Raw genomic sequence first — 25,026 nt, 5'->3', positions numbered from 1 at the left:
CCCTGCGCATGCCGGTGCGCCGCTTTCGCGCGCCTTACCAAAATACCTGTCACTTCCGGGCGATGTCCTCGAAGCTGAGGTCGAAGCGCATGAGATATTTGCGCAGCCGGTCGGCATCGTTGCCGCTGGTCTTCTGCAGCCGCGAGACGGCAAAAAGTTTCCGGCCGGCGGCGCTGATCGAATTGCTGTCGCGGCAGACCGCCATCACGGTTGCCAGCTGCGCCCGGTCGAAAATGTCGATCTGGCTTTGCCGCTCGGGACCGAGCACCTCCCCAAGAATGGCCTCCCGGTCGTCGGCCTCACCGGCACGCCAGAGTTTGGCCAGACGTTCGATCTCGTCGCGCACCGTCTCCTCGTTGATGCGGCCGAGCGGCGCCAGTGTCGCCATGCGGGTCACCGAGGCCGAGAGATCGCGGAAATTGGCGCGCCACATCGCCTCCGGCGCCACGGCGAATTTCAGATAGAGGTCACGGGCTTCCTTATTGAAGGTGGCGTTCTGTCCCTCCCGCTCGCCGAAGCGGCGCAGCTCGAAGTCGAGGTTCGGCTCGATGTCTTCCTTGCGGTCTCGCAGCGCCGGCAGCTGGAAGGTCCACAGGTTCAGGCGCGCAAAAAGATCCTCGCGGAACTTGCCCTCCTTCACGCCGATCGACAGATCGCGGTTGGTGCCGGCCAGAAGCTGGAAATCCGACATCACGTCCTGGTCGGCGCCGACCGGCAGGAAGCGCTTTTCCTCGATGGCGCGCAGGCACGTGGCCTGCTCGTCGGGGCCAAGCTCGCCGATCTCGTCGAGGAACAGCACGCCCTTGTTGGCCGACTTCATCAGCCCGGCACGCTCGTTCTGGGCGCCGGTGAAGGCGCCCTTGACGTGACCGAAAAGGGTCGACATCGCCTGGTCGCCGCGCAAAGTCGCGCAATTGACCTCGATGAAGGCGCCGGAAACCTGTCGCTGTGCTTTCTTGAGCTCGTAGATACGCCTGGCCAGCTGCGACTTGCCCGCGCCTGTCGGGCCGGTGAGCAAAACCGGCGCGCGCGAGCGGATCGTCACCTTCTCGATCTGGTCGATCATCTGGTTGAACGCGGGATTGCGGGTGGCAATGCCCGACTTCAGGAAGGATGTCGCCTCGTCGTGCTCGGCGGTGAAGCGCGTGGCGATCGCATCGTATCGCGACAGATCGAGGTCGATGATTGAATGGCTGCCGGAGACGTCCTCGTCACGCCCCTCCTTGCGCGGCGAAAGCTGTAGCAGCCGCGCCGGGATGAAGTGCGCCTCGGTGAGCAGGAACCAGCAGATCTGCGCGACATGGGTGCCGGTGGTGATGTTGACGAGGTAGTCTTCCTTCTCCGGATCGAATTGATAGGCGCGGGCGAAATCGCGCAGGCCAGTGTAGACCTCGCTGAAATCCCAGGGGTCGCGCATGCTGATCAGATGCGGCCTGACCTCGGTGGCGGGCGAGACCTGCTCGATGTCGGCAATGATTTGCGTGGCCAGTTGCCGCGACTGGGTCCCATGGATGAGCTCCAGCCGATCGATGAACAATCCCGGCTGCTGGCACAGCGCAACCGTTGGCCGCCACTTCCGCCAGCGGTCTTCGGTACGGCCGGCATCGAGCGTTGTGCCGAGAATGCCAATCGCAACGCGTCGTTTCATTTTATCCTGTGATATAAGTTGCGAGATTTTTAGATCACTATACAGGCTCTCCCCTGGACAAGGCCAGAGGGAGCATAGCTGTCAGCTCGTTTTTATTTCCTTGTTGAATCAAATAACTAGCTGAATTTGAGCGGATCGATACGCGCTCATTCTTCAAACTGGCACGCTGCCTGCAATGATGCTGGTGTGAAAATGAAGGATGAGAACAATGGCGAACAAATCCGTGTTTGCGACGATTGCAGGAAAGCTGCTCCCGCCGGCTGATGCCAGGAACCGTGAAGGCGCCAGGGCTTACCGCCTGTCGCCGCATCAGGCCCTGGCGCAGCTAGCGGCGACGGGCACGTTCAACGCGACCTTCTATGCCGAGCCGCGTGAGCAGCTGGACGAAGTGCTGAAGCTGGCGTGGCAGGTCGAGCCGGGGTTCCTGGCGCGCACCGCCGTCCACGCTTCCGAGCAGGGCTACATGAAGGACATGCCGGCACTGCTGCTGGCCGTTCTGTCCGCGATGCAGGGTGACGAGTTCAACCGGGCTTTCGGGCGTATCGTCAGGAACGGCAAGATGCTGCGCAACTTCGTGCAGGTCATGCGTTCGGGCGCCACCGGGCGCAAGTCGCTCGGCACGCGGCCGAAGCGGCTTGTCCAGGCGTGGCTTGAGCAGGCGGCCGACTTCGAGATCATGCGGGCCGCGGTCGGCAATGATCCGTCGCTGGCCGATGTCATCAAGATGGTTCACCCGAAGCCGAAGTCGGCGTCGCGTGAGGCGCTTTATGGCTACCTGATCGGCAAGCCGCATGATGTGGCGGTGCTGCCGGACGTGGTCAAGGCATTCGAGGCCTTCAAGCGTGATCCGTCGCTGCCCGTGCCGGAAGTGCCGTTCCAGATGCTCACCTCGATGCCGCTGTCGCGGGAGCATTGGGTGCAGATCGCGGCGACGGCCGGCTGGCAGATGCTGCGCCAGAACCTGAACACTTTCGCCCGCAACGGCGTGTTCGAAGTGGAAGGTTTCGGCGAAAAGCTGGCGGCGCGGCTGCGTGACCCGGAAGAGGTCCGGCGTGCTCGGGTGTTCCCGTATCAGCTCATGGTGGCGTTCACCATGGCCGGTGCGGAGGTGCCCGGCGTGGTCAGAGACGCGCTGCAGGATGCAATGGAAATTGCGCTCGGCAACGTGCCCCGCATCAAGGGCAAGGTGGTCGTGTGTCCGGACGTTTCGGGCTCGATGGGCTCGCCGGCGACCGGTTACCGCAAGGGCGCGACCTCGGCCGTGCGTTGCATCGACGTGGCTGCCTTGGTGGCCGCCGCGATGCTGCGACGCAACCCGACGGCGAGGGTCTTGCCGTTCGAGAACGATGTGGTGGATATCCGCCTCAACGCTCGCGACACGGTGATGACCAACGCCGCAAAGCTTGCCGCCATCGGTGGTGGCGGAACCAACTGTTCGGCTCCGCTGGCACGGCTGGTGCGTGAGAAGGCTGATGTCGACCTGGTGGTGTTCGTGTCGGACAACCAGTCCTGGGTGGATGCGACAGCGCATGCGCATCAGGGGACGGCGACGATGCAGGAATGGCAGAAGCTGAAGGGGTTGAACCCGGCAGCCAAGCTGGTCTGCATCGACATCCAGCCCTATGCGACGACGCAGGCCAAGCCGCGGGCCGACATATTGAATGTCGGTGGTTTCTCCGACCGCGTCTTCGATGTGGTGGGCACGATGCTGTCCTCGAGCGGCGACCCGGACCATTGGGTGCGCACGATCGAGGCGGTCGAACTCTAAGCAATTCCAGGAAAAGTGAGCGCTTTTCCGTCCGGAATTGCGTCAAACAAAAGGTCCCGGCGGTGCGCCCGCCGGGACCACCGGAACAAATTTTCTGGGCATGACGAATGCCGATGGAACTACAGGCTGTTCACCTCCAGGTCGCGGGTTCGAATCCCGTCGGGTTCGCCACTATGGACCCGTAGCTCAGCGGTAGAGCGGGACGTTTCGTCAAACCTTGTCGTCATGCCCGACGACTTTTTTGCGCGGCTTCGTTCGCAACTGGACAGAAAGGGACTCAACAAACGGCGTGACGAATGCCTGTGGAACTACATCCTAACTTTCGGGTCGCGGGTTCGATTCCTGCCGGAGCTGCCAATCGGCTCCGTAGCTCAGTCGGTAGAGCAGAAAGGCAGTTTCACAACAGACTTGTCGTCACACCTCGCAAGGAACAGCCGCGGCGAATGCCGGATGGAACTACAGCACCATAACGGGATGCTCCGTGAGGTTCGACTCCTCACCTTGCTGGCGCTCTCTGGCACGAGCGGGACTCCCGGTGTTTCATCATCCCTTGTCGCCGCGGCGACGCGAATACATGGCGAATGCAGGCAGGACTACAGGTAGCGCGCCCGCCGAAAGGCGGGAGGTCGGGTGTTCAAATCACTCTCCCGCTCCGTGGAGCGGGGTGGCGCAGTCAAGCGTCGTCTTGCCGATCCTTGTCGCCAGCCGATTGAACAGGGCGAATGCCTGCGGGAATACATTGGGATCTGGCGGTTCAGAATCCGCCCGTCGGTCGGTTGATCGATCGGTTTCTCGCATCGACTTGTCGCCCGCCGAGGGAAGAGAATGAATGGCGAATGCAGGCAGGACTACAGGGACAGAGCGTCCGCGGCGAAAGTCGCGGAAGGTCGGATGTTCAAACCATCCCTTCCGTCTCAGGATGGAAGTAGCTCAGTTATTGTCTTGCCGACCCTTGTCGCCAGACCGAATGAACAGGACGAATGCCTGCGAGACTACAGGTAGACGCGGCTCGCTTCAGGAAAGCGGGTGCCGAAAGGCGTGAGGGTTCGTGTCCCTCCTTCGCAGCTTCGCGAAGTGGCGGAAAAGATGTCTCGCATTCCCTTGTCGTCCGTCCGCAATACGCAGTGCTTGATATGGACCGAAAGTGAAAGACATGACCGAGATTTTGAGTGGACAGGATTTGATCGACGCCGGCATGCCGCAGGGCAAGTGGTTCGGCAAGGCGCTCGCCGCCGCCAATGCCGTGCTGGAGAACGGCGGATCGCAGGGCGATGCGCTGGAGGCCGCGCGTACTTTCGCGCCGCCGCCGGCCATGAAGCTGCATGCCGCCTCCTCGATGCCGCTGCATCTCAACATCGAGGCCGAAACGCCTGACGAGGCCGCCAATGTCGAGGCGGTGATGCGCTCGATGGCCGAGCTGATGCGCACGCCGATGATCCGCGCCGGCGCCATCATGCCGGATGCCTGCCCGGCCGGTCCGTCGGGCACGATTCCGGTCGGCGGCGTCGCGGTGTCGGAGGCGATCCATCCCGGCATGCATTCGGCCGACATCTGCTGCTCGATGGCGATCTCGGTGTTTCCCGGCGTCGCGCCGGCCGTGTTGCTCGATGCCGTTCATGGGGTCACCCATTTCGGACCGGGTGGGCGTCCGCGCGGCCAGCAGATCCGGCCGGTCAAGGAGGTCTTCGAGCGTTTCGAGGCCAACCCCTTGCTGCGCGACCTGACCAGTGCCGCGATCGAGCATTTCGGCACGCAGGGCGACGGCAACCATTTCGCCTATGTCGGCACGCTGAAGTCGAGCGGCGAGACGGCGCTGGTTACGCATCACGGCTCGCGCTCGCCGGGTGCGCGGCTCTACAGCAAGGGCATGAAGATCGCCGAGGGTGTGCGCAAGACGCTGTCGCCGGAGACCTTGCCGCAGAACGCCTGGATTCCGGCCGATACACGGGAAGGCGATGACTATTGGGAGGCCCTGCAAACGATCCGCGAATGGACCAAGGGCAACCACATGCTCATCCACGACCTGGCGGCCGAAAAGCTGGCTGCGAAGGTGTCGAACCGGTTCTGGAACGAACACAACTTCGTCTTCCGCCGTTCGGACGGGCTGTTCTACCACGGCAAGGGCGCCACGCCGGCCTTCGACAACTGGGCCGACGACGCGACCGATCTGACGCTGATCCCGCTCAACATGGCGGAGCCGGTGTTGATCGTGCGCGGCAAGAACGCGGCGCACGGACTTGGCTTCTCGCCGCACGGCGCCGGGCGCAATTTCTCGCGCACCCAGCACCGGCGCATGCAGGCGGGGCGCAGCGACGCCGATATCTTCGCTGAGGAGACGAAAGGCATCGATGCCCGCTTCTTCTCCGGCGTGACGGATATTTCGGAGCTGCCGAGCGCCTACAAGAACGCGGCCTCGATGCGCCGCCAGATCGAGCACTTTGGTCTGGCAGAGGTCGTCGACGAGGTGCTGCCTTATGGCTGTATCATGGCCGGCGACTGGGAAGCCAACGCGCCATGGCGCAAGAAGCGGGAAGCGCGCCAGCAGCAGGGGCGTTAGCCGGAAACAGGATGCGGGCCGCAAGGTCCGCATCCGCCAACACGCGATCAGTGCCCTTGCAACTGCTTCCGGCGCCAGGCGGCGGGTGCCTCGCCGACCCGCTCACGAAAGAACCTGGAGAAATAGGCGGGATCATCAAAACCGATCTCGTAGGCGATGTCCTCGACCGTGCGCACGGTGAACAGCAGCAGGCGTTTGGCTTCCAGCAGCCGCCGTTCGCTGACCACACGCTTGACGCCGCTGCCCAGCACAGCATGGGCGGCCTTGTCGAGAAGATGCGGTGTCGTGGCCAGCGTCTCGACGTAGCGGTCGACTGGCCAGTTGTCGCGGAAGTGTGCGTCGACAAGCCGGCGCAGGCCGAGTGCCAGAGAAGCTTCAGAGGATTGGGCGGCTGCGACGGTCGCCGGAGCGAGACGTGCGATGTGGGAGAGTGCGACAGCGATCAGCGCCGGCAGGATCTTGTCGTTGCCGGCTTGCGCCTCGGTGTATTCGGCGGCGATCATCTCCAGCACCGCCGCCAACTGCTTCCATGCGGCCCGGTCCGGAAGGCCGTCAGTGAATACCGGCCTGTCCAATGGCAGCAGGCTGTGACCCGCGATTACGGCGAGCGCATCGTCGGCGACCGAGACGACGATGGCGTCGGTGCCGGGGCCGATCGAGAAGCCATGCACGATGGTGCTCGGCACGAAGCTGACGGCGGGCGCCGAAAAGTCCCAGGACCGGTCCTCGATACGGTAGGTGCCGGAGCCGCTGGTCCAGTAGGTGATCTGGCCCATCTGCGGATGCTTATGCGCCGCGACCTGACCGAGATGGATGTTGCTGCGCGCCAGCACTGTTTCGACGTGCAGGAAGCCGACATCGAGCGGCCGCACCGGCTCGCCGTAGACGAAGAAATCGGGAATGGAATTCTGGCTCATTGCGCCGAAAAAAGTCCAATCGGTTTTGCCGTTCCGTCCATAACCGATCCACGGCCCGAGCGCTAGGATCGACGTTATCAGTGGAGGAACATCATGCGGTCAGAAGATTTTCGTGCGGACAAAGCGCGCCCGTTCACCGGCGCCGAATATCTGGAGAGCCTGCGCGACGGCCGCGAGGTATATATCAACGGCGAACGCGTCGCCGACGTCACCACGCACCCGGCGATGCGCAATTCCGTGCGGTCGCTGGCGCGGCTTTACGATGCGCTGCATGATCCGAAACGGCGCGACACGCTGACCTCGGCCACCGACACCGGTTCGGGCGGCTACACCCACAAATATTTCCGCGTCGCCAAATCCTCGGGCGAACTCGCTGCCCAGCAGACGGCGATCGCCGAGTGGTCGCGCATGTCCTATGGCTGGATGGGGCGTACGCCCGACTACAAGGCGGCGCTGATGAACACGCTCGGCGCCAATGCCGACTGGTACGGGCCGTTCAAGGACAATGCGCTGTCCTGGCACAGCAGAGCCCAGGAAGCCGTGCTGTTCATGAACCACGCCATCGTCAACCCGCCGATCGACCGCCACAAGCCGGCCGAGCAGGTGAAGGATGTGTTCGTCCACATCACCAAGGAGACGGATGCCGGCATCTATGTCTCGGGCGCCAAGGTGGTGGCGACGTCGTCGGCGCTGACGCACTACAATTTCCTGGCGCAGGGCTCGGCGACCGTTACCGAGGACCCGTCGCTGTCGGTGATGTTCATCGTGCCGATGAACGCGCCGGGGATCAAGATGTTCTGCCGCGTCTCCTATGAGCAGACGGCCAACACGGTGGCAGCCCCCTTCGACTATCCGCTGTCGTCGCGTTTCGACGAGAACGACGCGATCCTGGTGCTCGACGATGTCTTCATCCCCTGGGAGGACGTGCTGGTGCTGCGCGATGCGCAGAAGATCCTGTCGTTCCATCCGGCGTCGGGGTTCATGCATGGCTATTGCTTTCAGGGCTGCACGCGGTTTGCCGTCAAGCTCGACTTCCTCGCCGGCCTGCTGGCCAAGGCGCTGCGCGCCACCGGCGGCGATGCTTTCCGCGGCAACCAGGCCGCACTTGGCGAGGTGATTGCGCTCAGGCACATGTTCTGGAGCTTTTCCAATGCCATGGCCTATAACCCGATCCCGTGGGCGAATGGGGCGGTGCTGCCCAATCTCGACGCCGCACTTGCCTACCGGACCTTCATGTCGGAGGCCTATCCGCGCGTCATCGACACGGTGCGCCGCGTGATCGCGTCGGGGCTGATCTACCTGCCGTCTTCGGTGCGCGACTTCAACAATCCCGAGATCGACAAATATCTGGCGCAATATGTGCGCGGCTCCAACGACATGGGCCATGTCGAGCGCATCAAGATCATGAAGCTGCTGTGGGACGCGACCGGCACCGAGTTCGGGGGCCGCCACGCGCTTTATGAACTCAATTATGCCGGCGCGCCGGAAGAGGTGCGGCTGCAGGTGCTGAAGGGCGCCGAACGCGGCGGGCGGCTGAAGGCAATGGAGGAGCTCGTCGACTCTTGCATGGCCGACTATGACGAGAATGGCTGGACTGATGATACCTGGCTCGATCCACTTGCTTCGCCGGCTGGGTGAACGCCGATGGCCACGCAGATTTCGAAAACCGATTTCCGCGACGCCATGGCAAGGGTCTGCGCGCCGGTCAACATCGTCACGACCGATGGGCCGGCGGGGCGCGGCGGCTTCACCGCCACCGCCATGTGCAGCGTTTCCGACGAGCCGCCGACGCTCTTGGTGTGCATGAACGGGCGTTCGACGCAGGCCGCCATGTTCCTCGCCAACCGGCGCTTCTGCGTCAACGTGCTGACGCATGACCATATGCATCTGGCGGGAAAGTTCGCCGGCGCGACCAGGGACATGGAGGCACGCTATTCGGCGGCGCGCTGGCAGACGCTGACATCGGGCACGCCGGCGCTGTCGGACGCGATCGTCAATTTCGATTGCGAGATCGAGGACGTGCACATCGTCGGCACGCACAATGTCATGATCGGCCGCGTCATCGATGTCAGGCACGGCAGCGGCGGTTCGGCGCTGCTCTATGTCGACCGCAACTACACGCAGCCGACGCGGCTGGGGAGTTTTGGCGGGTGAGCCTCAGCTCTCGCCGTCGATCAGCGTCTCCAGCAGGTCGAGCAACTGCTCCAATTTCTCATGGCCGAAGCGCCGCTCGATGTCGTCATAGATGACGCGGCGCTCGGGCGACAGGGCGTCGATCAGGGCGGCGCCGGCCGGGGCGATGGTCAGGACAACGCGGCGACCGTCGCCTTCCGCCTTGTTGCGGGTGATGAATTTTCGACCCTCGAGTGCCTTGATGATGCGTGTCAGGCTGGGTGGCAGCACCGAGGCGCGATCGGCCAGCTCCGTCGCCTCGACCGAGCCGGCCTCGCTCAGCACGCGCAGCACGCGCCATTGCTGTTCGGTCACGTCATGCGCGGCGAGCATCGGGCGAAACCGCGCCATCACCACTTCGCGGGCATGAAGGAGCGCCATTGGCAAGGAGCGGCGGGTGTTTTCCGGCAGCAAGTGAAATTCTCTCCAACGCTGGCTTGCGATCGGCGGCAGGCTTCGCCGGCGCTTGCTCTCAAAGCCCGTTACAGTCATCCCGTATCGTCGCCTCAGGCCGGATGCAAGGCTTGACTTCGGCGACACCCCATGTAATTAACGCGTTAACTACAACAATACAAGCGACCAGGGAACGAAACGCCGTGCCGCACTTCTCCATCGAGTATTCGGCCAATCTCGATGCCAAGGTCGACATGGGCGAATTGTGCGCGCTGGTGTTGCGCACCGTGCTCGACACCGGGCTGTTCGAGACCGGCGCGGTGCGGGTGCGGGCCTTTCGCGCCGAGGCCTATGCCATTGCCGACAGCCTGCCGGAAAACGCCTTTCTCGACATGTCGTTTCGCATCGGCACCGGCCGCAGCGCCGAGGACAAGAAGCGGACCGGCGAGGCTGTGTTCGCGGCGGTGAGCCAATATCTGGCCGCGCTGTTCGAGACCCCGCATTTCGCTCTGTCGCTGGAGATCCGGGAAATCGACCCGGTGCTGAGCTGGAAGAAGAATGCAATCCACCCGCGGCTGCGTGGCAAGTGACGGAAAACTGACATGTCCGACCTCGAAGGCAATCTGAAAAAGGCCGAGGCCTATCTCGCCCGCTTCAAGAAAGACGGCGTGCTGAACCAGATCGGCGGCGAGGCGGTGCCGGCCGCCGACGGCTCGACGTTCGAGACCCTGTCACCGGTCGACCTCAAGCCGCTGGCAAAAGTCGCTCGCGGCAGCACCGCCGACATCGACCGAGCCGCCAAGGCGGCCAAGGCGGCGTTCCCGGCCTGGGCCGCCATGCCGGGCGAGATACGCAAGAAGCTGCTGCACAGAATTGCCGACGCGATCGAGGCGCGTGCCGAGGAGATCGCCTTCGTCGAGTGCATGGACACCGGCCAGGCGCTGAAATTCATGGCCAAGGCGGCATTGCGGGGTGCCGAGAATTTCCGCTTCTTCGCCGACCGCGCGCCCGAAGCACGCGACGGCGAGACGTTGCGGACCACGGGCCAGGTCAACATCACCACCCGCGTGCCGATCGGCCCGGTCGGCATCATCACGCCGTGGAACACACCGTTCATGCTGTCGACCTGGAAGATCGCACCGGCGCTGGCGGCAGGCTGCTCCGTCGTTCATAAGCCGGCTGAATTCTCGCCGTTGACCGCCCGGCTTCTGGTCGAGATCGCCGAGGAGGCCGGCCTGCCGAAAGGCGTGTGGAACCTGGTCAACGGCCTTGGCGAGCATGCCGGCAAGGCGCTGACCGAACATCCCGACATCAAGGCGATCGGCTTTGTCGGCGAAAGCCGCACCGGCTCGATGATCATGAAACAGGGCGCCGACACGCTGAAGCGCGTGCATTTCGAGCTCGGCGGCAAGAACCCGGTGATCGTCTTCGCCGATGCCGACCTCGATCGCGCGGCGGATGCGGCGGTGTTCATGATCTACTCGCTCAACGGCGAACGCTGCACTTCGTCATCGCGCCTTCTGGTCGAAGCCTCCGTGTATGATCGGTTCACCGATCTGGTGGCGGAGAAGGCCAAGCGCATCAAGATCGGTCACCCGCTCGACCCCAAAACCGTGGTCGGTCCGCTGATCCACCCGGTGCATGAGGAGAAAGTGCTGTCCTATATCGAGATCGGCAGATCGGAGGGTGCCGTGGTTGCCGCCGGCGGCGGCAAATTCGCCGGGCCGGGCGGCGGCTGCTATGTCAGCCCGACGCTGTTCACCGGCGCCACCAACAGGATGCGCATCGCCCAGGAGGAGATTTTCGGGCCGGTTCTGACGGCAATCGCCTTCAAGGACGAGGCGGAGGCGCTGACGCTCGCCAACGACACGCAATATGGCCTGACCGGTTATCTCTGGACCTCTGACGTGACCCGCGCCTTCCGCTTCACCGATGCGCTGGACGCCGGCATGATCTGGGTCAATTCGGAAAATGTGCGCCATCTGCCGACACCGTTCGGCGGCGCCAAGAATTCCGGCATCGGCCGCGACGGCGGCGACCATTCCTTCGACTTCTACATGGAGACGAAGAACGTCGCCTTCGCAACGACGGCGCACGCGATCCAGAAACTCGGCGGCTGACGGAGGAGACCAGAATGCCCTTGCCCAAGCCCAACCTCTATCCCGCCTTCAACATCGTGCGCCTCAGCCATGTCGAGCTGGCGGTCACCGACCTTGCCAGATCGCGCGCCTTCTACGTCGACACGCTCGGCCTGCAGGTCACCGACGAGACATCAGGCGCCATCTATTTGCGCGCCATGGAGGAGCGCGGCCATCACTGCATCGTGCTGCGCAAGGCAACGACGCCGGAAGCGCGCGACCTCGGCTTCAAGGTCTTTTCGGATGACGACCTCGACAAGGCGGTGCACTTCTTCAAGGGCAAGGGCCTGCCGGTGGAATGGGTCGAGCGGCCCTACCAGTCGCGCACCTTCCGCACCCGGGATCCGCACGGCATACCGCTTGAATTCTACGCGCAGATGGAGCGACTGCCGCCGATCCACCAGAAATACGCGCTCTACAAGGGCGTGAAACCGCTGCGTATCGACCACTTCAACTGCTTCTCGCCCAATGTCGACGAATCCGTCGCCTTCTACAACGAGCTCGGTTTTCGCGTGACCGAATACACCGAGGATGCCTCAAGCGGGAAGCTGTGGGCGGCATGGACGCACCGCAAGGGCGGTGTCCACGATATCGCCTTCACCAATGGCGTCGGGCCGCGCCTGCACCATGTCGCCTTCTGGGTGCCGACGCCGCTCAACATCATCGACCTGCTCGATTTGATGGCGACGACGGGCTATTTGCCGAACATCGAACGCGGCCCCGGCCGGCACGGCATTTCCAACGCCTTCTTCCTCTATGTCCGGGACCCGGACAACCACCGCATCGAGATCTATTGCTCGGACTACCAGACGGTCGATCCTGACCTCGAGCCGATCAAATGGGACCTCAAGGACCCGCAGCGCCAGACGCTGTGGGGCGCGCCGGCGCCGAAAAGCTGGTTCGAGGAAGGCAGCAGCTTTGCCGGCGCAGTGGCACGCCAGCCGGACCTGACGGCATCGCCGATCATTGCGCCGTGAGCAGCACCATGAACCGGCTCGCCACCTTCACCATCAACGGCAAGACCCGCTATGGCGCGGTCACCGACAAGGGTGTCATCGACCTGTCGGCTCGCCACAGCCAGTGGCCGACATTGCGCGAAGTGATCGAAGCCGGCGCCTTGCGGCGGCTGGCGGAAGAGGCCGAGGCCTTTGCGGTCGATTTCCCGCTCGACGCCATCGCCCACGACATCCCGATCCCGTCGCCGGAGAAGATCATCTGCGTCGGCGTCAACTATCCGGACCGCAACGAGGAGTACAAGGACGGGCAGGCGGCACCCTCTAACCCGTCGCTGTTCATCCGCTTCCCCCGTTCCTTCGTCGGCCATGGCACGCCGCTGGTGCGGCCGCCGGAATCACCGCAGCTCGACTATGAGGGCGAGATCGTCATCGTCATCGGCAAAAGCGGGCGGCGCATCGCCGAGGCGGATGCGCTCGGCCATATCGCGGCGCTGTCGCTGTGCAACGAGGGCACCATCCGTGACTGGGTGCGGCACGCCAAGTTCAACGTCACGCAAGGTAAAAATTTCGACCGCACCGGCTCGATCGGGCCGTGGCTGGTGCCGTTCACCTACGAGGCGCAGATCGCCGACATCGCGCTCTCCACGCGCGTCAATGGCGAGATCCGCCAGCAGGATCGCACCAGCCGGATGATCTTTTCCTTCCGCAAGATCATCAACTACATCTCGACCTTCACCACGCTGGTGCCTGGCGATATCATCGTCACCGGCACGCCGACGGGCGCCGGCGCCCGCTTCGACCCGCCGATCTGGCTGAAGACCGGCGACGTCATCGAGGTCGAGGCGGACGGCATTGGGGTGCTCAGGAACGGCGTCGTCGACGAGGCAACGGCATGACCCCGGAACAAGTGGAAGACGCCGCGGCGCGGCTGTTCGAGGCCGAGCGTTCGCGCAAGCAGATCCGGCTGCTCAGCCTCGATTTTCCCGAGGCGACGATGGAAGACGCCTATCGGGTGCAGGCGGCATTGGTGAAACGCAAGACCGATGCCGGGCTGAAGCCGAAGGGCTGGAAGATCGGCTTGACCTCCAAGGCGATGCAATATGCGCTGAACATCGACACGCCGGATTCCGGCGTGCTGTTCGACGACATGTTCTTCAACGACGGCGCGACCATTCCCGCCGGCCGCTTCATCCAGCCGCGCGTCGAGGCCGAGATCGCCTTCGTCATGAAGGCGCCGCTTAAAGGTCCCGGCGTGACCATCTTCGACGTGCTCAACGCCACCGATTACATCACGCCGGCGCTGGAAATCCTCGATACGCGCATCGAGCGCGTCAATGCCGAGACGAAGAAGGCGCGCAGCTTCTTCGACACGATTTCCGACAACGCCGCCAATGCCGGCATCGTCATCGGCGGGCGGCCGCAGCGGCCTAATGAGGCCGACATGCGCTGGATCGGCGCCATCGTCTCGCGCAATGCCGAGGTCGAGGAGACCGGGCTCGGCGCCGGCGTGCTCAACCATCCGGCCATGGGCATCGCCTGGCTGGCCGACCGGCTCGCCTGCTACGGCATGTCGATCGCGGCTGGCGAGGTGGTGCTGTCGGGCTCGTTCGTGCGGCCAGTCGAAGCGCGGCCGGGTGACACGATCGTCGCCGACTTCGGCAGTTCCGGCACGGTCAGCATCCACTTCGCCAAGATCTGACGGCTCCGCCGCCGGCCCCTGTCAGTCGTCGCTATTCGCCGCGCAGGTAGGCAATCACCACGTCAGCCGCAATGATTGACATGCGGTGCCCGACCTCCCTGGGGATGTCGCCTTCGACACGGCTCTGCACCCAGCCGAGAAAGGCGAAGGCACGCAGCGCCGCGAACAGGGGCAGCGCCGCGATGTCCTGTGCGGTTAGCTCTCGCTCCTGCCGATAGCCGCCGAGCAGAGCGGCCTCGATCAGCGGATAGATCGCCTCCTCGCGGTTCTGGTAAAGCGCGACGGCAAGGTCATACATGTGCCAGCCATAGCCGCAATCGTCGAAGTCGATGATCTCTATGGTGTCGCCGTCGAGCAGCACGTTCTCGCGCACCAGATCGGCATGGATCAGGCCGAAATTGCGCGGGCTGCGCTCATGCCGCGACAGTGCCGCGACCGCTTTCTTGTGGGCACGCCGGACCAGGTCGCGATTGGCATCGTCCAGAAACGGGCAGGTCTCGAAGCGGCCCCAGGTCGGGTTTGGGCCGAAGAAACCGTCGAAATCCCAGGCGTGGCGGGCAAAACCTTGTGGTGGCACCCAGTTAGCGGCGGCATTGTGCATGCGCGCGATGGTTCGCCCTATGGCGGTGAAGACTTCTCGCGCGCGTTGCGGCGTGTAATCAAGCGGCACGCCGCGCGCGCCGACGGCGCGGCCTTCCAGCCAGCTCAGACAATCGACCTGACGCGGCGCCGAAGTGCCGATGCCGACGGGCACGAACAGATCGCCGGCTAAAGTCGGCACCGGGGATGGCGTGGCGACACCGGCCGATTGCAGGAAGGCCATCCATTGCAGTTCCGAGCGCAGCGCGGCATCGGAGTGGTAGCCAAGCCGATGGATGCGCATGGCGGCCGGCCGGCCATCGGCCAGGCGGACGCGGAAGACCGCGTTCTCGCGGTATTTCAGCAGCTCCGGCTCAGCGTTGCGGACGCCCCAATGCTCGAGCGCATGCCGGGCAAGCGCCGTGACATCCGCCGCCGTCTCAGGCTCGGATCGCGCGGAAACCACGTTCACGCCGTCACTCCGCCGACTTCGCCGAGCACCTCGTCGAGCGTTCCGATCAGCAGCTCGGCATTGGCGCGGGAAAACGGCATTGGTGGGCGGATCTTCAGCACATTGCCATGGATGCCGGTCTTGCCCATCAGCACGCCACGGTCGCGCATCGCGTTGATGACGCGCCCGGCGATGTCGGGCGCGGGCTCGCGGGTTTCACGGTCGCGGACCAGCTCGGCGCCGAAGAACAGGCCGGCGCCCCTGACCTCGCCGATACAGTCATGGCGGTCGGCCAGCGGCTGTAGCAGGCCGAGCGCATAGGCGCCGACATCGTGTGCGTTGGCGACGAGGTTTTCGTCTTCCAACACATCGAGGACCGCGTTGGCCACCGCGCAGGAGACCGGATTGCCGCCGAACGTATTGAAGTAGCGGAAGGCATTGCGGAACGTCGCCAGGATCTCTTTGGTGGTCACCACGGCGGCGACCGGGTGGCCATTGCCCATCGGCTTGCCCATGGTGACGATGTCGGGGGGAAGCCGGCGCGCTGATGGCCCCAGAAATGGCTGCCGGTGCGGCCGAAGCCGGGCTGCACTTCGTCGGCGATGACCAGCCCGCCCGCCTCGCGCACCGCCGCCACGGCGTCGTCGAAGAACCCGTGAGGAAGCGTCGGGAAGCCTTCATTGGCAAGCAATGGACACAGGATCATGCCGGACAGTCCGATGCCGTCCTTTGCCAGCGAAGCGATGGCTTCCCGTACGGCGTCGCCAAAGGCTTTGCCGTTGGCCATCGCGTCGGGATGCCTAAAACTGTCGGGCGCCGGCACCAGCCTGACATAGGGCGCGCGGCCACCGACCGGCGGCATGCGGGTTGAGAGCTGCGAGACCGCCGTGGTGTTGCCGTGATAGGTGGCGTCGGTGGCGATGATGCCCATCCGGCCTGATGTCGCCTGCGCCATGCGCAGCGCGATGTCGTTGGCCTCGCTGCCGGTGCAGGTGAGGATGGCGGTCGACAGGCTGGCATCGAAGGTCGCGGTCAGCCGTTCGACGTAGTCGAGGATCGCGGTGTGCAGATAGCGCGTGTGGGTGTTGAGCAGGCTTGCCTGCCGGCACAGCGCCTCAACCACATGCGGATGGCAATGGCCGACATGGGCGACATTGTTGTAGGCGTCGAGATATTTGCGGCCGTCGGCATCATAGAGCCAGACGCCTTCGCCGCGCACCAGATGCACGGGCTCGTCATAGAACAATTGCGATTTCGCGCCGAGCAGGCGGCCACGCCGGCTAATCAGCGTTTCTCCAGCCGCTTTCTTCTGGGATTGAGCCATCTGTGCGTACCAAACCTCCGTTGTGCCCGTCGACCCGTCAGACCTTCGACAGGCCAGCGTCGAGCGCTTCGCCGATCTTCGCGACGTCAGCGGCGCTGATGATGAGGGGCGGCGACAGGATGATGTTGTTGCCGGAGACGCGCAGCATGACGCCGGCCTCGTAGGCAGCCTCGGAAACCACGGCCATGGTCTTCTTGTCGGTCGGCTTCTTGGTGGCGCGGTCGGAGACCAGCTCCAGCGCCGCCATCAGGCCTTTGTAACGGACATCGCCAACGATGGCGTGCTTGGCCTTCAGGCTTTCCAGCACCGCCCCTAGCTCGACGCCGCGCGCGGTCGCGTTCTCGTTCAGACGAAGCCGTTTGGTCTCGGCAAGCGCCGCCAGACCCGCAGCGCAGCCGACCGGATGGCCGGAATAGGTGTAGCCATGGCCGATCGACCCAAAACTGGTCTTGTCGGCCTCGAAGACATCGGCGACCTTGGCGCCGATTAGCGTCGCGCCGAGCGGAAAATAGCCCGAGGTGATCGCCTTGGCGATGGTCATGAAATCCGGCTTCACACCGGTGAGCCGCGAGCCCGACCAGGCGCCGGTGCGGCCGAAGCCGGTGACGACCTCGTCGGCGATCAGCAGGATTTCGTGGCGGTCGCAGATTTCGCGCACCAGCGGCATGAAGCTTTCATGCGGAACGATGACGCCGCCGGCGCCGAGCACCGGCTCCATGATGAAGGCGGCGATGGTGTCGCCGCCCTGGAAGGCGATCTCGTCCTCCAGCGCCTTGGCGCAGAGCTTCGCCAGCCGTGCCGGATCGGTCTCGTCGAACGGGTTGCGGAAGGTCCAGGGTACGGGAATGTGGAAGGCGCCGGGCAGCAGCGGCTCGTAGTTGCGGCGGAAATTGGCGTTGCCATTGACCGAGGCGCCGCCGAAATGCGTGCCGTGATAGCCTTTCTTGAGCGCCATGAATTTTGTCCGGTCGCCCTGGCCGCGGATCTTCCAGTATTGCCGGGCCAGCCGCAGGGCTGTTTCCACTGAATCGGAGCCGCCCGACGTGAAGAAGGTCCGCACCATGCCTTCCGGCGCGAACCATTCGGCGAGTTCGTAGGCGAGCTCGATCGACGGCCCGGTCGAGGTGCCGCGAAAGCCGGAATAGTAGGGCAGCGCGCCGAGTTGGTCGGCGATCGCCTTCTTGATCGGGTCGCTGCTGTAGCCGAGATTGACGTTCCACAACCCGCCGACGGCGTCGAGCACGCTCTTGCCATCAATGTCGGTGACGGTGACGCCCTCACCCTTCATGATGACCTTCGGCGGGTTGGCCCGCATCTCGGCCGGATGCGCCATCGGGTGCCAGATCGGCTTGGCGTTGGTCTCGGTGAGGAAATTGATGTCGCGCATGACAAGGCTCCGCAAATGGTCTCAGGCAACTGGGACGAGGTCGAACTGGGCAAGGGCTTCGGCATAGGAAAGTGCTGGCCGCGCAACGTCGAAATGCACCGTGCGCATGCCGGCGGCTCGGCCGCCATCGACATTGCGCTGCTGGTCGTCGACGAAGACGCAGGCGCTGGCCGGCAGTCCAAGCGCCTCGGTGACGAAGCCATAGGCGCGCGGATCGGGTTTGAGGATGCCGGTGTAGGTGGCGTCGACGATGGTGTCGAACAGGCCGAGCAGCGGCAGCCGTTGGCGGAAGTCGGCGCCGTAGAACAGGTCGAGTTCGTTGGACAGGATCGCCAGGCGAAACCCGGCCGCATGGACGGCGCGAATGGCTCGGTCGGCTTCGGGCCGCACCACCTTTTCCGGCTCGGCGCCCCGGGCGCGCTGGACAAAGGTTTCCATCGCCTGCCAGTCCTCGCCGACGAGCCGGCCGACCTCGCTGGTGCGGGCGCGCCAATAGTCGCGCTCGCCGATCTCGTCGGCCTGCATGGAGCGCCACAGCGGGTCGCTGTCTGGATCGAACGGCCCGCGCCATTGCAGCGTGCCGGGCGCAAGCCCGAGCGCCTGCTCGGTCAAGGCATGGGTCTCGAACAGGGTGCGGGTGACGACGCCACCGAAATCAAGCACAAGCGCCTGGGCCGGAACAGCGCTCACGCGGCCACTCCCTTGGCCGGCATGCCGCGCGGGATGATGCCTTCCTCGACCCAGCGGTCGAAGATCTCCAGCGCCTTGGCGACAAAGCCGTCGCTGTTGATGTGGGCATCGATCTCGTGGAACTCGACCCCGGCGGGGATCGCCTTACGCATCTCATCGATGAAGGCGGCAAGCGCTTCAGGCTCGTAGAGCGGCTCGCCCTCTGTGTCCCATTCCTGGATGCCCTGGGACGGCAGGATGAAGGCGGAACGGCCTTTCGACGCGCCGAGCTTGGCGGCGATGGTCCTGGCTACCTGGCGGCGGTCATCGGCGTCGACCGTGATCGAGGCGATCAGCCTGTTGTGGGCATGAAATGGGCGCTCGGAGAATTTAGCCGGCAAATCCTGCCAGGTCGGTAGATCGACCATGTCGACCGCGCCGGGGGCCGCGATCTGCGGGATGCCGCGGGCGCCGGCATTTTCCAGCCGGTCGCTGCCGGAGGAGACGACGGAGCCGGCGAGATGGTTGGTGATTTCCTGCAGGCTGAAATCGAGGACGGCGCAGAAATGGTCCTGGCCGGCGATCGATTCGAAGGCGCGGCCACCCATCCCGGTGGTGTGGAAGACGGCGACGTCATAGCCGCGCCGCTCCAGCGCCGGCTTCAGCGTCTTCATGTAGCGCAGGCAGGAGCTGCCGAGCGAAGTCATGCCGATGGTCGGGCCAATCGCCGGCGCCGAAGCGCGGGCTTCCAGCACGATCCTCGCCGCGCCGACCACCGCGCCGCAAGCCTGCGACAGGACCAGCTTGCAGATCGAGTTGAGACCGTAGAGCCCGCCTGCCCAGAGGATCATCATCAGATCGGGCGCGACGCGCTCGGGCGGGATGAGGTGCGAATAGGCGATGGTGGAGACGACGAATTTCGGCACGCCGAGCGGCAGGGAGAGCGCCACGTCGAGCGCCAGATCGGTGCCCATCGAGCCGCCTATGGCAATGAAGGCATCGATCTCGCCGTTGCGGTGCAGCTTACGAACGAGTTGGACGGCGCCGCCGGCCATCAATGTCATGGCGGTGTTCTCGTCACCGCTGGCGACGATCTCCTCGATCGTCACGTCGACGGCCCGGGCAACGGCATGCTTGTCGTGATCGGGGCTGTAGGGCGGATTGCCGAGAACGCTGACATCCATCATCACGGCGCTACCGCCCGATGCCTCGATGCACTGCTTCATGAACAGCAGCTCGTCGGCCTTGGTGTCGCCGGTGCCGATGACCAGGATGCGGGGCGTTGTCTGTGCAGACATCAGGCCTGCCTCCTCAGGGTTTGCAAATTGTCGCCATTGAGGCGCATCGAAATCTCCCGTGCCGCGGCCATGACCGCAAGTCCTCGTTGCGTGATGTCGGCCGGCGCCCTCCTGGCCTTGGGCGCCGCCACGGCGATGGTGCCGAGCGCGAAACCGTCCGCCGCCAGGATTGCCGCCGCGACGGAGATGACGCCTTCTTCCAGGCCCTGGTCGCAGATCGAATAGCCGCGCTCACGCGCCTCAGCCATGGAACGGGCGATGGCGGCGGGCTCGATCAGCGTATGCGCCGTAAAGGCCTCGAGAGGTCCCGCCAGGCATGCCTTGACGGCCTCATCCCTGGCGAAAGCCAGATAGGCGATGCCCGACGCGGTCGAATGCAGGGGCAGCAGCTGGCCGATGTCGATGTTGACGCGGTTCGCCCAGGCCGGATGCTCGACATGGACGGTGACCAGCCTGTCGGTGCCGAATTCCGACAGATGCACGGTCTCGGCCGTGGCGCCAGCCAGATCCCGCACCAGCGGCACCGCGGTCTGCAGGAAAGGGAAGCGGGCCTCGCGGATGCGCGCCAGCCGCGACAGGCCGGCACCGAGCCGATAATGCCGCGTGCCGGCGTCCTGCTCGACGAAGCCATGGTTGGTCAGGGCCACCAGCAGCCGCCGCGTCGTCGCCTTGTCGAAGCCCGACCGGCGCGCCAGATCGGTCAGCCCGAGCTCGGGCTCGGCCACGGTGAACAGTTCAAGAAGTGAAATCGCCTTGCCAACCGTACCCACATTTGCCTCCAAGCACGGACTAATCAATTAACGTGTGAATTAACTTGACAGGAAGCCGCTTTGTTTGCAAGTCTATATTCAAAATAAGGGTTCAAATAATGAACCAGCATCCAGAGCGTATGGGACAGGCCAAGCGGCCAGCGGACGACGGTGTTCGCGAACAGGAGGGACCAATGTCAGCAGTTTCGGAACAGGCGCCGGCCAACAGGCTGCGCAAGAACAGTCTCGGCGTCGGCGCCATCACCTTCATGGTGATTTCGGCGGCGGCACCGCTCACGGCGGTCGCCGGCGGCACGCCGCTCGGCATGCTGATGGGCAATGGCGCGGGCTTTGCCGGCACCTATCTGATCGTGACGGTTCTGCTGCTGCTGTTCGCGGTCGGCTATGTCGCCATGTCGCGCCACGTCGGCAATGCGGGCGCCTTCTATGCCTATGCCGCGCGCGGCCTCGGCGGGCTCGCCGGCGGCGCCACGGCGCTGATCGCCATCCTGTCCTACAATGCCATGCAGATCGGCGTCATGGGCCTGCTGGGTGCCGCGACCGCCGGGCTGTTTGCCGGCTGGGGCATCAACCTGCCCTGGTGGGTGTGGAGCTTCATCGCCATCGCCATTGTCGCCGTGCTCGGCTACCGTCAGGTCGATCTGTCGGCCAAGATCCTGACGGTGCTGGTTCTCTGTGAATACGCCGTGGTGCTGATCCTCGATCTGACGATCCTCAAGACCGGCGGCGACAGCGGCCTTTCGGCCGCGCCCTTCAGCTGGAGCCAGATCACATCGGGCGCGCCAGCGATCGCCATCCTGTTCTGCTTTGCCGCCTTCATCGGTTTCGAGGCGACGACGATCTACGCCGAGGAAGCCCGCGACCCGAAGGTCACCATTCCGCGCGCCACCTATTTCTCGGTGCTTTTGATCGGCGTCTTCTACATGGTCACGGCCTGGCTGATGGCGGTCGGCGCCGGTGTCGACAAATTGCTGCCGGCACTGCAGGGCCTGCAGGATCCGACGACCTTCCTGTTCGGCCTGTCCGATCGCTATGCCGGAACGCTGCTGACCCATGCGATGAGCATCCTGTTCGTGTCGAGCCTGTTCGCCGGCGTGCTGGCCTTCCACAATGCGGTTGCCCGCTACATCTATGTCTCCGGCCGCGAGAAGCTTTTGCCGCAGTCGATCGGCGTGACGCATTCCGCCCACCAGAGCCCGCATGTCGCCTCGGTGATCCAGAGCGTGCTGGCGGCTGTCGTCGTCGGCCTGTTCGCCGTGCTCGGCCTCGACCCGGTGCTGGCGCTTTTTTCCTGGCTGACCAATGTCGCGACACTCGGCGTCATCGTCATGATGGCTGTCGCCTCGCTGGCCGTGGTGATGTATTTCCGTGCCAATCCGTCGGCGCAGGAGAACGCGGTGAAGACCACCATCCTGCCCGGACTAACCTTCATCGCCTTCGTCGTCATCATCTACCTGATCGTCATCAATTTCGGCAGCCTGTCGGGAGCCGGCGGCTTCCTCGGCGTGTTCCTGCCGGGGCTGGTGCTGATCGCGGCGGTGGTCGGCCTGCTGCTCGCCGGTGCCTTGAGGAGCCGCGATCCGGTCGCCTTCGAAAGCCTCGGCCTGCCCCTGAAGGATTGAGCGAAAAATCTGGGCGGCATACCAAGCCGCCCAGCAAGACACCTGCTTGAAATGAGAAGATCATGATCACTCAAAATGCCATCGACACGCTGCGCCACACGGAGATCGGCGCGCGCGGCCTGTTCATCGATGGCGCACAGTCGCAGGGAACAAGCGGCGCGACATTGCCTGTCATTTCGCCGATCGACGGTCGCGCTTTCGCCAGCATAGCCGACGGCAATGCCGCAGATATCGACCGTGCGGTGAAATCGGCGCGCAGAGTATTTGAGAAGGGTTCGTGGTCGCGCGCGGCGCCCGCCTTCCGCAAGAAGGTGCTGACCAAGCTCGCCGAACTCATCGAAAAGCATGTCGACGAACTGGCCGTGCTCGGCGTGCGCGACAACGGCACCGAGATCGGCATGGCCTACAAGGCCGAGCCGCTGTCGGCGGCCGGCACCATCCGCTACTACGCCGAGGCGATCGACAAGGTCTATGGCGAGATCGCGCCGACGGCCGAGAACGTGCTGGGGCTGATCCACAAGGAGCCGCTCGGCGTCGTCGGCGTCATCGTGCCATGGAATTTCCCGCTGATGATCGGCGCCTGGAAGATCGCGCCGGCGCTTGCCGCCGGCAATTGCGTGGTGGTCAAGCCGCCGGAGATCGCCTCGCTGACACTGCTGCAGCTGGCGGAACTGGCGGCAGAAGCCGGCCTGCCGCCCGGCGTGCTCAACGTCGTCACCGGCGCGCGGCGCGGTCACCGGCGAGGCGCTTGGCCTGCATATGGATGTCGACGCCATCGCCTTCACCGGTTCGGGGCCGGTCGGCAGGCGGCTGCTCGACTATTCCGCCCGCTCCAATTTGAAGCGCGTCTTCCTCGAACTCGGCGGCAAGTCGCCCAACATCGTCTTTGCCGATGCGCCGGACCTGAAGCAGGCCGCGATCGTCTCGGCCAATGGTATCTTTCGCAATTCCGGCCAGGTCTGCGTCGCCGGTTCGCGCCTGCTCGTTCAGTCCTCGGTCTATGACCGCTTCATGGAGGAGCTTGTCTCGGCGACCACGCGGCTGAAAGTCGGCGACCCGCTCGATCTCAGCAGCGATGTCGGCGCGGTGTCGAGCGCGGAGCAGCTGGATAAGAATCTCGGGTTCGTCACCAGGGCCAGGGACGAGGGCGCAAGGCTGGTCACCGGCGGCGACCGGATCCTGGCCGAGACCGGCGGCAGCTATATGGCGCCGACGATCTTCGAGAATGTCACGCAGGCTATGCAGCTTGCCCGCGAGGAAGTGTTCGGGCCGGTGCTTGGCGTCATGCGCTTTGACACCGAGGAAGAGGCCGTGCGGCTTGCCAATTCGACCGTCTACGGCCTCGCCTCGGCGGTGTGGACTGCCAACCTGTCGACCGCGCATCGCATGGTGCACGCCATCCATGCCGGCGTCGTCCATGTCAACACCTATGGCGGTGCCGACATCACCGTGCCGCTCGGCGGCGTCAAGCAATCCGGCTTCGGTCGCGACAAGTCGATGCACGCGCTGGAGAAATATCTGGAACTCAAGACGGCCTGGATCGCGCTTTGAGAGCCCGCCGGGCTCCCTGAGAATCTGACCGCTTCAGATGCCTCTGGATCGCACGGCAGTTCGCTGCGGTCAGTCCGGTGCCGTCTTGTGCTCCATGTCTTGAAATTTTTGAGAGAATATTCCCGGCTTTGGCGAGAACGGCGAAACGCATTCTTTGATAAAATCGATAGAATTTCTGACGATGTGTCCAAGCCTAGGCAATCCGCCTTGCTGCCATGACTTCACAACCGCAGAGATTCAGACATGTCCGACGTCAACAACACTTTGTCCTCTTCCCTTTGGTCAACTCTCAACCGGCGCAGTGGCCTCGCTCTGCTGTTCGCGTCTGCCGTCGCGGTCGGCAGCCTGATGGCGCCGCATGCGTCCTTCGCGGAGGACAAGAAAGCGATCAAGGTCGGCATCATCAGCGGCGAGGACGAGGATGTCTGGCGCGTCGTTGTCGCCCAGGCCGCCGAAAAGGGCCTGACCATCGAGACCGTGGTGTTCAACGATTACACCCAGCCGAACGAGGCACTGGAGCGCGGCGAAATCGACGCCAACGCCTTCCAGCACCAGCCCTATCTCGACAACCAGATCAAGACCCAGGGCTACCACATCGTGCGCGTCGGCTATACCGGCGTCTGGCCGATCGGCCTCTACTCCAAGAAATACACGAAGGTCGCCGACCTGCCGGAAGGCGCGGTCATCGGCGTGCCCAACGACCCCTCCAATGAAGGCCGGGCGCTGCGCGTGCTGCAGAACGAGGGCGTGATCAAGCTCAAGGACGGCACCGGCATTCTCGCCACCACCGCCGACATCGCGGAAAACCCCAAGAAGGTCGAGATCAAGGAATTGGATGCCGGCATCGTCGGCCGCTCGGTCGAGGATCTCGACGCCGCCGTGGTCAACACCGACTGGGCGCTGAAAAGCGGCCTGACGCCGGACAACCGCATCGCGCAGGAGCCGATCGCTGACAATCCCTACCGCAACTTCATCGCGGTGAAGGTCGGCAATGAGAACGCAGCCTGGGTGAAGACGCTGGTGGCTTCGTACCAGAACGACGCGGTGAAGGCCGAGTTCGACAAGGTCTACAAGGGCACCGGCCTTAGCGCCTATTGATCCGCCGGACGTCCAGTTCGAGAGCAAAT

At 64.3% G+C, this 25,026-nt stretch carries 19 protein-coding genes and 2 pseudogenes; 12 read left to right on the top strand and 9 right to left on the bottom strand.

The window, feature by feature from the left end; translation table 11 throughout:
- Window positions 1-49: 49 nt before the first annotated feature.
- Window positions 50-1,648, bottom strand: coding sequence for an RNA repair transcriptional activator RtcR (gene rtcR, locus HB778_RS15345; RefSeq protein WP_183464603.1), 1,599 nt, complete (start codon window positions 1,646-1,648; stop codon window positions 50-52).
- Window positions 1,649-1,856: 208 nt separating this feature from the next.
- On the opposite strand from rtcR, the gene HB778_RS15340 reads away from it, so the two are divergent.
- A complete protein-coding gene (locus tag HB778_RS15340; RefSeq protein WP_183464602.1) occupies window positions 1,857-3,416 on the top strand; it encodes a vWA domain-containing protein in 1,560 nt (519 codons plus the stop codon).
- Between the two features lie 1,153 nt (window positions 3,417-4,569).
- Window positions 4,570-5,973 (top strand): RtcB family protein, encoded by a 1,404-nt coding sequence (locus HB778_RS15335; RefSeq protein ID WP_183464601.1) that lies wholly within the window; start codon window positions 4,570-4,572, stop codon window positions 5,971-5,973.
- A 47-nt stretch (window positions 5,974-6,020) separates the two neighbouring features.
- On the opposite strand, the gene HB778_RS15330 is transcribed toward HB778_RS15335, so the two are convergent.
- Entirely contained in the window at window positions 6,021-6,890 is an 870-nt protein-coding gene (locus HB778_RS15330; RefSeq protein WP_183464600.1) for a helix-turn-helix domain-containing protein, read from the bottom strand.
- Between the two features lie 93 nt (window positions 6,891-6,983).
- Here HB778_RS15330 and HB778_RS15325 point away from each other — a divergent pair, with 93 nt between their 5' ends.
- Window positions 6,984-8,528, top strand: coding sequence for a 4-hydroxyphenylacetate 3-hydroxylase N-terminal domain-containing protein (locus tag HB778_RS15325; RefSeq protein ID WP_183464599.1), 1,545 nt, complete (start codon window positions 6,984-6,986; stop codon window positions 8,526-8,528).
- Window positions 8,529-8,534: 6 nt separating this feature from the next.
- Window positions 8,535-9,044: a flavin reductase gene (locus HB778_RS15320; protein ID WP_027040919.1), complete on the top strand. Its 510-nt coding sequence runs from the start codon at window positions 8,535-8,537 to the stop codon at window positions 9,042-9,044.
- A gap of 3 nt (window positions 9,045-9,047) precedes the next feature.
- Here the strand turns inward: HB778_RS15320 and hpaR are convergent, their stop codons facing one another.
- Window positions 9,048-9,554 carry a homoprotocatechuate degradation operon regulator HpaR gene (gene hpaR / locus HB778_RS15315; protein ID WP_183464598.1) on the bottom strand — a complete coding sequence of 169 codons (507 nt, stop codon included), beginning with the start codon at window positions 9,552-9,554 and terminating at the stop codon, window positions 9,048-9,050.
- A gap of 104 nt (window positions 9,555-9,658) precedes the next feature.
- Here hpaR and HB778_RS15310 point away from each other — a divergent pair, with 104 nt between their 5' ends.
- From HB778_RS15310 to hpaH, 5 genes are read left to right on the top strand one after another with little or no spacing between them, the layout of a single operon-like run.
- Window positions 9,659-10,045 carry a 5-carboxymethyl-2-hydroxymuconate Delta-isomerase gene (locus HB778_RS15310; RefSeq protein WP_183464597.1) on the top strand — a complete coding sequence of 129 codons (387 nt, stop codon included), beginning with the start codon at window positions 9,659-9,661 and terminating at the stop codon, window positions 10,043-10,045.
- A 12-nt stretch (window positions 10,046-10,057) separates the two neighbouring features.
- The gene (hpaE, locus tag HB778_RS15305) at window positions 10,058-11,575 is read left to right on the top strand and encodes a 5-carboxymethyl-2-hydroxymuconate semialdehyde dehydrogenase (protein WP_183464596.1); all 1,518 of its coding nucleotides are present in this window, start codon (window positions 10,058-10,060) and stop codon (window positions 11,573-11,575) included.
- Between the two features lie 14 nt (window positions 11,576-11,589).
- Window positions 11,590-12,570 (top strand): 3,4-dihydroxyphenylacetate 2,3-dioxygenase, encoded by a 981-nt coding sequence (gene hpaD, locus HB778_RS15300; protein WP_183464595.1) that lies wholly within the window; start codon window positions 11,590-11,592, stop codon window positions 12,568-12,570.
- 8 nt (window positions 12,571-12,578) lie between these two features.
- Window positions 12,579-13,445 (top strand): fumarylacetoacetate hydrolase family protein, encoded by an 867-nt coding sequence (locus HB778_RS15295; protein ID WP_183464594.1) that lies wholly within the window; start codon window positions 12,579-12,581, stop codon window positions 13,443-13,445.
- Window positions 13,442-14,248 (top strand): 2-oxo-hept-4-ene-1,7-dioate hydratase, encoded by an 807-nt coding sequence (gene hpaH / locus HB778_RS15290; protein ID WP_183464593.1) that lies wholly within the window; start codon window positions 13,442-13,444, stop codon window positions 14,246-14,248. Before HB778_RS15295 ends, hpaH begins: the two co-directional genes overlap by 4 nt.
- Before the next feature lie 31 nt (window positions 14,249-14,279).
- Here hpaH and HB778_RS15285 read toward each other — a convergent pair whose 3' ends face one another.
- From HB778_RS15285 to HB778_RS15260, 6 genes and pseudogenes are all read right to left on the bottom strand, one after another.
- Window positions 14,280-15,299, bottom strand: coding sequence for a phosphotransferase enzyme family protein (locus HB778_RS15285; protein WP_183464592.1), 1,020 nt, complete (start codon window positions 15,297-15,299; stop codon window positions 14,280-14,282).
- A pseudogene (locus HB778_RS15280) lies at window positions 15,296-16,602 on the bottom strand (aminotransferase class III-fold pyridoxal phosphate-dependent enzyme). The gene HB778_RS15285 and the pseudogene HB778_RS15280 overlap by 4 nt, the downstream one beginning before the upstream one ends.
- 37 nt (window positions 16,603-16,639) lie before the next feature.
- Window positions 16,640-17,989 (bottom strand): aminotransferase class III-fold pyridoxal phosphate-dependent enzyme, encoded by a 1,350-nt coding sequence (locus HB778_RS15275; protein ID WP_183464591.1) that lies wholly within the window; start codon window positions 17,987-17,989, stop codon window positions 16,640-16,642.
- Between the two features lie 21 nt (window positions 17,990-18,010).
- A complete protein-coding gene (locus HB778_RS15270; RefSeq protein ID WP_183464590.1) occupies window positions 18,011-18,679 on the bottom strand; it encodes an HAD family hydrolase in 669 nt (222 codons plus the stop codon).
- Window positions 18,676-19,956 (bottom strand): Tm-1-like ATP-binding domain-containing protein, encoded by a 1,281-nt coding sequence (locus HB778_RS15265; protein WP_183464589.1) that lies wholly within the window; start codon window positions 19,954-19,956, stop codon window positions 18,676-18,678. The genes HB778_RS15270 and HB778_RS15265 overlap by 4 nt, the downstream gene beginning before the upstream one ends.
- On the bottom strand, window positions 19,956-20,726 hold the full coding sequence (locus tag HB778_RS15260) for an IclR family transcriptional regulator (protein ID WP_183464588.1): 771 nt from the start codon (window positions 20,724-20,726) through the stop codon (window positions 19,956-19,958). The genes HB778_RS15265 and HB778_RS15260 overlap by 1 nt, the downstream gene beginning before the upstream one ends.
- Before the next feature lie 173 nt (window positions 20,727-20,899).
- Here HB778_RS15260 and HB778_RS15255 point away from each other — a divergent pair, with 173 nt between their 5' ends.
- The 3 genes and pseudogenes from HB778_RS15255 (at window position 20,900) to HB778_RS15245 (ending at window position 24,997) form a co-directional block, all read left to right on the top strand.
- Window positions 20,900-22,348, top strand: coding sequence for an APC family permease (locus tag HB778_RS15255; protein WP_183464587.1), 1,449 nt, complete (start codon window positions 20,900-20,902; stop codon window positions 22,346-22,348).
- A gap of 62 nt (window positions 22,349-22,410) precedes the next feature.
- Window positions 22,411-23,899: pseudogene (locus HB778_RS15250) on the top strand (aldehyde dehydrogenase).
- A gap of 243 nt (window positions 23,900-24,142) precedes the next feature.
- Window positions 24,143-24,997: a MetQ/NlpA family lipoprotein gene (locus HB778_RS15245; RefSeq protein ID WP_183464586.1), complete on the top strand. Its 855-nt coding sequence runs from the start codon at window positions 24,143-24,145 to the stop codon at window positions 24,995-24,997.
- Window positions 24,998-25,026: the final 29 nt, after the last annotated feature.

Source organism: Mesorhizobium huakuii (assembly GCF_014189455.1).
GTDB lineage: Bacteria > Pseudomonadota > Alphaproteobacteria > Rhizobiales > Rhizobiaceae > Mesorhizobium > Mesorhizobium huakuii_A.
Note: the sequence above shows the minus strand (reverse complement) of the source record. Positions and strands in the feature narration are given on the sequence as shown.

Coding starts and splice junctions, on each gene's coding strand:
- HB778_RS15325 (WP_183464599.1), top strand. CDS start 6,984: ATGCGGTCAGAAGATTTTCGTGCGGACAAAGCGCGCCCGTTCACCGGC.
- hpaE (WP_183464596.1), top strand. CDS start 10,058: ATGTCCGACCTCGAAGGCAATCTGAAAAAGGCCGAGGCCTATCTCGCC.
- HB778_RS15255 (WP_183464587.1), top strand. CDS start 20,900: ATGTCAGCAGTTTCGGAACAGGCGCCGGCCAACAGGCTGCGCAAGAAC.
- HB778_RS15335 (WP_183464601.1), top strand. CDS start 4,570: ATGACCGAGATTTTGAGTGGACAGGATTTGATCGACGCCGGCATGCCG.
- HB778_RS15340 (WP_183464602.1), top strand. CDS start 1,857: ATGGCGAACAAATCCGTGTTTGCGACGATTGCAGGAAAGCTGCTCCCG.
- HB778_RS15320 (WP_027040919.1), top strand. CDS start 8,535: ATGGCCACGCAGATTTCGAAAACCGATTTCCGCGACGCCATGGCAAGG.
- HB778_RS15275 (WP_183464591.1), bottom strand. CDS start 17,989: ATGCGCGACATCAATTTCCTCACCGAGACCAACGCCAAGCCGATCTGG.
- hpaH (WP_183464593.1), top strand. CDS start 13,442: ATGACCCCGGAACAAGTGGAAGACGCCGCGGCGCGGCTGTTCGAGGCC.
- rtcR (WP_183464603.1), bottom strand. CDS start 1,648: ATGAAACGACGCGTTGCGATTGGCATTCTCGGCACAACGCTCGATGCC.
- hpaR (WP_183464598.1), bottom strand. CDS start 9,554: ATGACTGTAACGGGCTTTGAGAGCAAGCGCCGGCGAAGCCTGCCGCCG.
- HB778_RS15295 (WP_183464594.1), top strand. CDS start 12,579: ATGAACCGGCTCGCCACCTTCACCATCAACGGCAAGACCCGCTATGGC.
- HB778_RS15330 (WP_183464600.1), bottom strand. CDS start 6,890: ATGAGCCAGAATTCCATTCCCGATTTCTTCGTCTACGGCGAGCCGGTG.
- HB778_RS15265 (WP_183464589.1), bottom strand. CDS start 19,956: ATGTCTGCACAGACAACGCCCCGCATCCTGGTCATCGGCACCGGCGAC.
- hpaD (WP_183464595.1), top strand. CDS start 11,590: ATGCCCTTGCCCAAGCCCAACCTCTATCCCGCCTTCAACATCGTGCGC.
- HB778_RS15245 (WP_183464586.1), top strand. CDS start 24,143: ATGTCCGACGTCAACAACACTTTGTCCTCTTCCCTTTGGTCAACTCTC.